This window comes from Mycoplasma marinum (genome assembly GCF_004335975.1).
GTDB lineage: Bacteria > Bacillota_I > Bacilli_A > Mycoplasmatales > Metamycoplasmataceae > Mycoplasma_K > Mycoplasma_K marinum.
Map to the genome: position 1 here is coordinate 1 of NZ_PSZO01000082.1, position 1,089 is coordinate 1,089.

2 protein-coding genes are annotated in these 1,089 nt (G+C 27.5%); both read left to right on the forward strand.

Annotated features, from left to right (window positions below; genetic code table 4):
- Positions 1-55: 55 nt before the first annotated feature.
- Positions 56-712, forward strand: a complete 657-nt coding sequence (locus tag C4B24_RS04785; RefSeq protein ID WP_131599639.1) for a hypothetical protein — start codon at positions 56-58, stop codon at positions 710-712.
- On the forward strand, positions 705-1,089 hold a 385-nt coding region (locus C4B24_RS04790), incomplete at its 3' end, for a DEAD/DEAH box helicase family protein (protein ID WP_131599640.1). The genes C4B24_RS04785 and C4B24_RS04790, both read left to right, overlap by 8 nt.

The following is a 1,089-nucleotide window of genomic DNA, read 5'->3' on the forward strand; positions in this document are numbered from 1 at the left end:
GGCTTTTATTTTGAGTATTTTTTTAATAAAAAATAAAGTGAGTTATAATTTTTTTATGCATTCTAAAAAAGATGAGCAAAAAGACATACTTATAAAAAGTATAAAAATTAAAAAAGAATCACCACAAGAGTTTTTCTTGATGCCAAAATACAAAAATCCTAATTCATATGAAAGTGTTAAAAATCAAATAAAATTTGATCAAAAGCATGAAATATTGGGGTTTGAATTTTTTAAAAATTCTGGGTTCTCTCCTTTGTTGAGAGTTCATAATAAATTGCATGGTTTTGATGGTTTGTTTATAAGGGAAAGAATATATTTCTATGAAGCCAAATATAGACAAAAGTCAAGCTTAAGCACTTTGGTTTCAAGTGCTGTAAAAACGATTACAAAACCCGTAAAAGGTAGAGAGAGTGAACTTGGTAATGTGGAAGACAAGTTGAGGACTGCTAAACTTCAAACATCAAAAGAAAAGGCAATAGTTACTTATCGAGAAACCTATGCACTTAAAGAAACGCTGAGTATTGATGATTGTATCTTTAAAATTAATGATATTTTGGAAAATATAAAAGAGGGTAGAGAAACACCGATATATAAATCTGAAATGCTATTAAATTTAGGTTCCAACCAAGACATTACAAGTTCTAAAGCTAATTCCAAAGTGATGAAATCATTGGAAAGTTACGGCGGATCTCTAGTGGTGGAGTATGAATAATATAAATGCTATAAAATCATTCCTTTTATCATCAAATAAAAAGGATGGTGATAAATTATACAAATTACTCTCTACATGAGAATTACATAAAAAATATCTATTGGAAGAAGAAGAATATTATTTAAATGCCATTTATAACAATGCCAGTATAACTCTTCACCCCAAGTTTATTGAGAAAAAACGACATGAAATGGCTAAAAAAATAAGGGAAGATGCCAAATTAATCAAAATTTCAGCTCCAACTTCCTTTGGAAAAACTTATCAAATAATTAAATATTCGGAAGAATTAAAAGGTGGGGTTGTATTTATTTCTCCAACCATTTCTTTATGTAATGAATATTTTATTAAATTGATAAAAAATAAGGATAAAAAAGTTT